The 6,206-nt window shown below is 69.5% G+C and carries 7 protein-coding genes; 3 read left to right on the top strand and 4 right to left on the bottom strand.

All coding sequences use genetic code 11. The annotated features are described in order from the left end of the window. Positions 1–534, bottom strand: a 534-nt coding sequence (locus VIG79_RS06675; RefSeq protein WP_331883723.1) for a response regulator transcription factor, incomplete at its 3' end; no start/stop codon positions are given. Positions 535–594: 60 nt separating this feature from the next. On the opposite strand from VIG79_RS06675, the gene VIG79_RS06670 reads away from it, so the two are divergent. Next, on the top strand, positions 595–2,052 hold the full coding sequence (locus VIG79_RS06670) for a ferredoxin reductase family protein (RefSeq protein WP_331883721.1): 1,458 nt from the start codon (positions 595–597) through the stop codon (positions 2,050–2,052). Here VIG79_RS06670 and VIG79_RS06665 read toward each other — a convergent pair. Next, positions 2,042–2,293 (bottom strand): hypothetical protein, encoded by a 252-nt coding sequence (locus VIG79_RS06665; protein ID WP_331883718.1) that lies wholly within the window; start codon positions 2,291–2,293, stop codon positions 2,042–2,044. The two genes, VIG79_RS06670 and VIG79_RS06665, sit on opposite strands and share 11 nt — an antisense overlap. Positions 2,294–2,330: 37 nt before the next feature. Between VIG79_RS06665 and VIG79_RS06660 the strand changes: the two genes are divergently transcribed. Together VIG79_RS06660 and VIG79_RS06655 are read left to right on the top strand one after the other, a co-directional pair. After that, on the top strand, positions 2,331–2,555 hold the full coding sequence (locus VIG79_RS06660; RefSeq protein ID WP_331883715.1) for an FMN-binding protein: 225 nt from the start codon (positions 2,331–2,333) through the stop codon (positions 2,553–2,555). Positions 2,556–3,421: 866 nt separating this feature from the next. Further along, the gene (locus VIG79_RS06655; protein WP_331883712.1) at positions 3,422–4,096 is read left to right on the top strand and encodes a VOC family protein; all 675 of its coding nucleotides are present in this window, start codon (positions 3,422–3,424) and stop codon (positions 4,094–4,096) included. 63 nt (positions 4,097–4,159) lie between these two features. Here the strand turns inward: VIG79_RS06655 and VIG79_RS06650 are convergent, their stop codons facing one another. Together VIG79_RS06650 and VIG79_RS06645 are read right to left on the bottom strand one after the other, a co-directional pair. After that, positions 4,160–5,158, bottom strand: coding sequence for a formylglycine-generating enzyme family protein (locus VIG79_RS06650; RefSeq protein ID WP_331883709.1), 999 nt, complete (start codon positions 5,156–5,158; stop codon positions 4,160–4,162). A 325-nt stretch (positions 5,159–5,483) separates the two neighbouring features. Continuing rightward, entirely contained in the window at positions 5,484–6,146 is a 663-nt protein-coding gene (locus VIG79_RS06645; protein ID WP_331883706.1) for a serine hydrolase domain-containing protein, read from the bottom strand. Positions 6,147–6,206: the final 60 nt, after the last annotated feature.

The raw sequence follows: 6,206 nt of genomic DNA, 5'->3' as shown, positions 1-6,206 counted from the left end.
CAGCAGCTCGTCCCGGGTGAAGATCCGTCTCGGGCTGCGGGCCAGCACGGCCAGGAACTCAGCCTCTCGACGGGACAAGTCGACCTCGGTGTCGTCGATGACGACCCTGGCCTCGGCGAGCCTGAGCTCGCCGCGTCCGAGCGCGAGGGTCGCCGCGTTCCCGCCGCGCGGTCGGAGCAGGGCTCGCAGCCGCGCCAACAGTTCTTCGACCTCGAAGGGCTTGCCGAGGTAGTCCTCGGCGCCCGCGTCCAGACCTTCCACCCGGTCTGTGACGGTGTCTCGGGCGGTGAGGACGAGCACCGGGGCGAAGACGCCGCACGCGCGGAGTCTCGCCACAAGCTCCAGCCCCTCGATCGCGGGAAGGCCGCGGTCGACGACCAGCACGTCCCAGTCGCCGACGAGACCCCGGTGCAGACCCTCCTGGCCGTCGCGGGCGATGCTGACCGCATAACCCTCACCCGTCAACAGCCGTTCGAGCAGCCCGGACAGCTCCTTGTCGTCCTCGACGAGCAGCACCCGGGCACCGGTCGGCATCGGGGCATCGTGGCACGCGCTCCTCAGATCTCTCTGAGATCCACACCCTTGCATGGGGACATGGCTACTCAGACTCACCGAGCCCGGCGACCCGCTCCGCGCCGCGACCCGCCTGAGGTGCGACGGACCGGGCCGCGCGAGCGTCGGTGGCGGGCCCGAGTCGGGGACCTCCTCGAGCTCACGGCACTGGCTGGCCTGCTCCTCGTTGTCGCGCTGTTCCTCAGGGACGGTGGCAGCCTCGACCTGACCACAGGGTCGTGGTCGGAGCGGCTCGTCGCCGTGGGTCGCGTCACGGGCCTCGTCGCGGTGAACCTGCTGTTGTTGCAGCTGCTGCTCGCCGCCCGGCTGCCGTGGGTGGACCGGGTCTACGGCAACGACCGGGCCCTGAAGGCGCACCGGGTGTTGGGCCGGGTGACGGTGCCGCTCGTGCTGGTCCACGTCGAGGCCCTGGTCGTCGGGTATGCGGCCCGCGACGGCCTGAGCGCGTCGACCGGCTGGGCCGTCGAACCCTTCCGGATGCTGCGCGACGTGCCGGACATGCTGACGGCCAACGCCGCGACCGCGCTTCTCGTCGTCATCGCGGTCACCTCGGTGCGCGCCGCCGTCCGCGCCGTCGGTTACGAGAGATGGCACCTGGTCCACCTGACGGCATACGCCGCCGTCGCGTTGGCGGTCCCTCACCAGTTGTCGACCGGCTCCGACCTGTCCGCGTCGCCGACGGTGCGCATCTACTGGGTCGGCTTGTACGTCATCACCGCCGGGGCCGTGATCTGGTGGCGGGTGGCGGTCCCTGTCTTCCGCAGCATCCATCACCGACTGCGTGTCGACCAGGTCGTGATGGAGGGTCCCGACACGTGGTCGGTCTGGGTCAGTGGCCGCAACCTGGCCCAGCTCGACGCGCGGGCCGGACAGTACCTGAACTGGCGGTTCCTCGCGCCTGGACTGTGGGCGTTCGCCCACCCGTGGTCCCTCTCGCGTCGACCCGACGGTCACCGGTTGCGGCTGACCGTGCGCGACCTCGGAGACCACTCTCGCGCCCTCGCCGAGCTACGACCGGGTACGCGCGTGCTCATCGAAGGTCCGTACGGGGCGTTCACGAGTCGTAGACGGACGCGTTCGCGGGTTCTGTTGATAGCCGCGGGAATCGGCGTGACCCCCGTGCGGGCGCTACTGGAAGAGATGGTCCGGGACCACGCCGCCGAGCCGGGTGCTGTCACCGTCCTCTACCGCGCCGACACCGAGGACCAGCTGGTGCTTCGCGACGAGGTCGTCACCCTCGCCCGGCGCGGCGGGCACCGATGCCACCTGCTGACGGGGCTGCCCGTACCGGGGTCGTGGTTCCCGGCCGGCATGCGGGGGTCGGACGATGCGGACCGCCTCAGGCTGCTGGTGGGCGATCCCCGGAGTCAAGACGTGTACGTCTGCGGACCCGCCGTATGGATGGACCTGGTCAGGCGCAGCCTGCGTCGGGCCGGAGTGCCTCCTGCCCAGATCCATGCGGAACGGTTCACCTGGTGAGGCCGCTGACCGCCGTTGCGGCCTCCGCCGTGGGGGTCGGGGCGTTGGTTCTTGCCTGGAACGCGGGCGACCGACCGTCTGAGACCAGCGTCGCAGGCAACAGTCCCGCACCCTCGTCGACGTCGACCGCACGCCCGACCCGAGACTCGACGTCGGCGTCGCCCTCGGCGCCCTCGTCCACGTCCGCCGGGGGATCGGTGCCCTCGCCGTCCGCCCCGACCCCGTCCAACCGACATGTCACCGGCCCCACGGTGTCGACGCGGTACGGTCCGGTTCAGGTGCAGGTCGCCCTCTCCGGCCCCAAGATCACCGACGTCGTGGCGGTGCAGCTGACGAACAGCAACCGGACTTCGGTGCAGATCAGCGCCTCGGCCGCGCCCATCCTCCGTCAGGAGGCGCTTCAGGCCCAGTCGGCACAGATCGACACGGTGAGCGGCGCGACATACACCAGCGAGGGCTACCAACAGAGTCTCCAGGCGGCCCTCGACGCCGCTCACGCGTGAGGGCTGGGGTCCGGCTCCGATCGGTGAGGTCGACCTCCCACCCAAGCCCCCGGTCGCGATCGGGACGCTGTCGTTCGTTGTCCGGGTAGGGGATGTCGCCGGGGGCGCCCCGAAAGCCGTCCGGAAGAGGAGGACTCGTGACCGGGTACCTGATCCCCTTCAACGGAGAGTGGGTCCAGCGCGCTCAAACCGTTGGTGGCCGAGATCAAGGCCACTGGTGTCCTGTAGGTCGGACGGTGGTGTGTTCGCTTGAGGAGCTCGAGGTCGGGTTTGACGACGGCTGTCGAATCGCCACTCCCCACAGGGCGTATCCAGCAAACACGGCTAGCCTCGACTTCGCGCTACACCTGGCGAGTCGGCGTTGACAGCCAAACCGGCTGGTTGCGGAGGACGTAGGTGAGAAGGCCGATGGTCGGACTGCTTTACGCCATAGCGATGATCATCGTCGTGGTCGGGGTGGACCTCCTGTTCTTCAGAGACCACGGCTGGGAACGGCTGATGGTGAACGTGGGAATCGTCTTGGTATTCGCCGCGTGTTACCTACGATTCCTCAAGCCGTCCTGAGGTACCTCGGCGCAGGTCAGCAAATTCGCCGCCTGGCACGGTGCAGAACGCGAGAGGTGATGGGTCGGTCCAGGTCGACGAGGGCCTTGCGATCATGTCGATGCCCGAGGAGCCTCGAGACGTGAACCCACCTGGCTCCCAGGTACGCCAGGGGAGCCCTTCGTGCGCCACCACGTCCACCGGTGTGAGCCACGGGCGTGGGACCTAGGGATCCTCCGACCGGGGCCGGTAACGGGACGATTCGCGGGGATCGCAGCCGTCAACGCCCGAGATGGGTTAACGACACAACAAGGGAGGATGGCATGAGCACGACCGAGGCCGACAACGATGCAAGCGGGACCGCGAGCAGCGACAACGTCGATGTGAAGCTGGAGGTGGTGGTCATTCCTGTCTCCGACGTGGACCGCGCAAAGGAGTTCTACGGGCAGCTCGGGTGGAGGCTCGACGCCGACTTCCCGTTCGACAACGGGTTCCGCGTCGTGCAGTTCACCCCACCCGGTTCCGGCTGCTCAGTCCAGTTCGGCTCGAAGATCACCTCGGCCACACCCGGTTCGTCACCGGGTGTCTACCTGATCGTCTCCGACGTCCGAGCCGCTCGTGACGAGCTCGTCGCCAGGGGTGTTGACGTCAGCGAGGTCTTCTACCCCGGAACGCCGGGTGCTCAGTTCCAGGGTGAGAACCTGAGCGGTCGGGTCAGCGGACCGGCTCCCGATCACGCCAGCTACAGCTCCTTCGCCACCTTCAGGGACCCGGACGGAAACGGCTGGCTGCTGCAGGAGGTCACCACCCGGCTACCCGGCCGGGTCGACGCAGAGACCGGGTTCACCTCGGCGGCGGACCTTGCGAGCGCGCTCCGCCGCGCGGCGGCGGCCCACGGGGAGCACGAGAAGCGGATCGGGCAGGCCGACGAGAACTGGCCGGACTGGTACGCCTCGTACATGGTGGCCGAGCATGCCGGTGAGCAACTGCCATCGTGACCGACGACGTCGTCATCGCTATCGGCGGCGGTTCGCCCGGCCAGCACTGCGCCGGCCTCCCGGTCAACGGACGACGCAGCGGAACCCGATATGGGTCGTGGCCGAGTCGACCGACTGGGGGGACCGTGCCGCCGGGCGGTAGCGCAGGCAGTACTCCGGAGCGCACAGGTGCGAGCCGCCCTTGAGGGCTCGACGGGGCTGGGTCTCGCCGGGCGCGATCGACCGCGCGGCGAGCTCGTCCTGCGTGAGCCCGGGTCGCACTGCGGCGGCCGACGGTGCGCAACAGGCATCAGTCGTATGCGCGTCGCCGGGGCCCGTCACGGCACCGGTGCCCGCCGCCGAGAACCGGTCGGGTCCGGCGACGTAGTACGTGGAGGTCCACTCCCAGACGTTGCCGATCATGTCGACCAGGCCGTACCCGTTCTCCGGGAAGGTCCCCACCGGCGAGGTGCCGACCCACCCGTCCGCTCCGGCGTTGAGATACGGGAACCGGCCCTGCCACGTGTTGGCCATCAACCGTCCACCGGGACGCGGCTCGTCGCCCCAGGCGTACACGGTGCCGTCACTGCCGCCGCGAGCAGCGAATTCGAACTCCGCCTCGGTAGGCAGGTCACGGCCGGCCCAGCGCGCATAGGCGAGGGCATCCTCGTAGGCGACCAGCACGACCGGGTGGTGCTCACGTCCGGCCAGCCCGGTGCCAGGTCCGCCCGGTTCGCACCACCGAGCACCCGGGCGCCAGTGCCACCAGGCCGTCCAGTCGTTCAGGGGCACCGGCTCCGGAGTCGGCGCGAACACCAGCCCGCCCGGGAGCAGGACCTCGGGGTCCGCGCCGGGGAAGTCGGCGGGGTCGAGCGGTCGCTCGGCGACCGTCACGTAACCGGTGTCCTCGACGAACCGCCCGAACTGCTCGTTGGTGACCGGGTGCCGCTCGATGCGGAACGCCTCCACCGAGACCTCCGTCACCGGCGCCTCGTCGGGGTAGAAGTCCACGGATCCCATGGCGAACGACCCCGGTTCGACGCCTACCAGCTCGCTGAGGCCAGGACTCGTGGACCCCGTCATCGCGCCATCTCCCTCGTCAACCGGCCTGCACTCGCCTCCGGCATCGAAACCAGGGCCAAGTATGACGACCGTCGTTGTGCCCCAAGAGTCATCCCTACGCCGGGGGATGGCGCGGGCCGCCGGCTTTCGTGAGGCGGTCGGACCGGTCCTACAGGCCGGTCGTGCGGCGCACGGTCTCGACGCCCGTGATCTCGATGTGCGGCGTGCCGTCGGCCTCCTTGGCCAGCCGGAGGGGAAGGGTGACCCCGCACCGCTGGAGACGACGTCGCTACCGTCAGGCAGGCCCTGGAGGCCGAACACGCGAGGGCCGATCCGCAGCTGCAGCTCACGGCCCTGACGAACGACGGACCAACAGCTCGTAGTACCCCAGACAGGGCTCGGTCAGCTTCAGGTCCGCCGGCCGAGCCTGCCGGGCGAGACCGACCAGCGTGGCCATCCGGGTCGCGTTCGAGTCGAGAACCTGTTGTGGACCGGCGGGGTTGATCCCGAACCGCTGGGCAAGGAGCAGGGAGAGTGAGTAGAACGGCCAGAGATCGCCGCTGACCATGGTGTTGAGGCTGGTCGTGACGACGAGGCCGAGGTCGTGCTCCGGGAAGAACGCCATGAAGGTGTTGAACCCGTCGATGGCACCGCCATGCGCGATGAGGCGGGTGCAGCCGGCGTACTTCACCTCGTTCCAACCCATTCCGTAGCTCATCGACAGGGAACCCGGCAGGCCGGCCGGCACGTCGACGTGCGGTACGTAGCACTCGGCCAGGTTGGCCGCCGACACGACCTGGTGACCCGAGACCGAGCGGCCCCGGCGCAGCTGTAGCTGGACCCAGGCCGCCATGTCGCTCACGCTCACCATCGCCCCACCGGACGGACCGTAGGCACCCATCGGCGCGAACGGCACCGAGACCACCGTTCCGCGCAGGTCGAACGCCTTGCCGGTGGCGTAGTCCTCCACCTGGCCCCGTGGGTCGCCGAGGATCCGCGCATCCGTCATTCCGGCGGGGGGCGAACACCCGCTCCCTCACCTGGTCGGCACTGAAGAGGAGAGCGCCCC

This window comes from Lapillicoccus sp. (genome assembly GCF_036559105.1).
Lineage (GTDB): Bacteria > Actinomycetota > Actinomycetes > Actinomycetales > Dermatophilaceae > Lapillicoccus.
The sequence above is the reverse complement of the archived record's forward strand: the minus strand, read 5'-3'. Positions and strand labels throughout refer to the sequence as shown.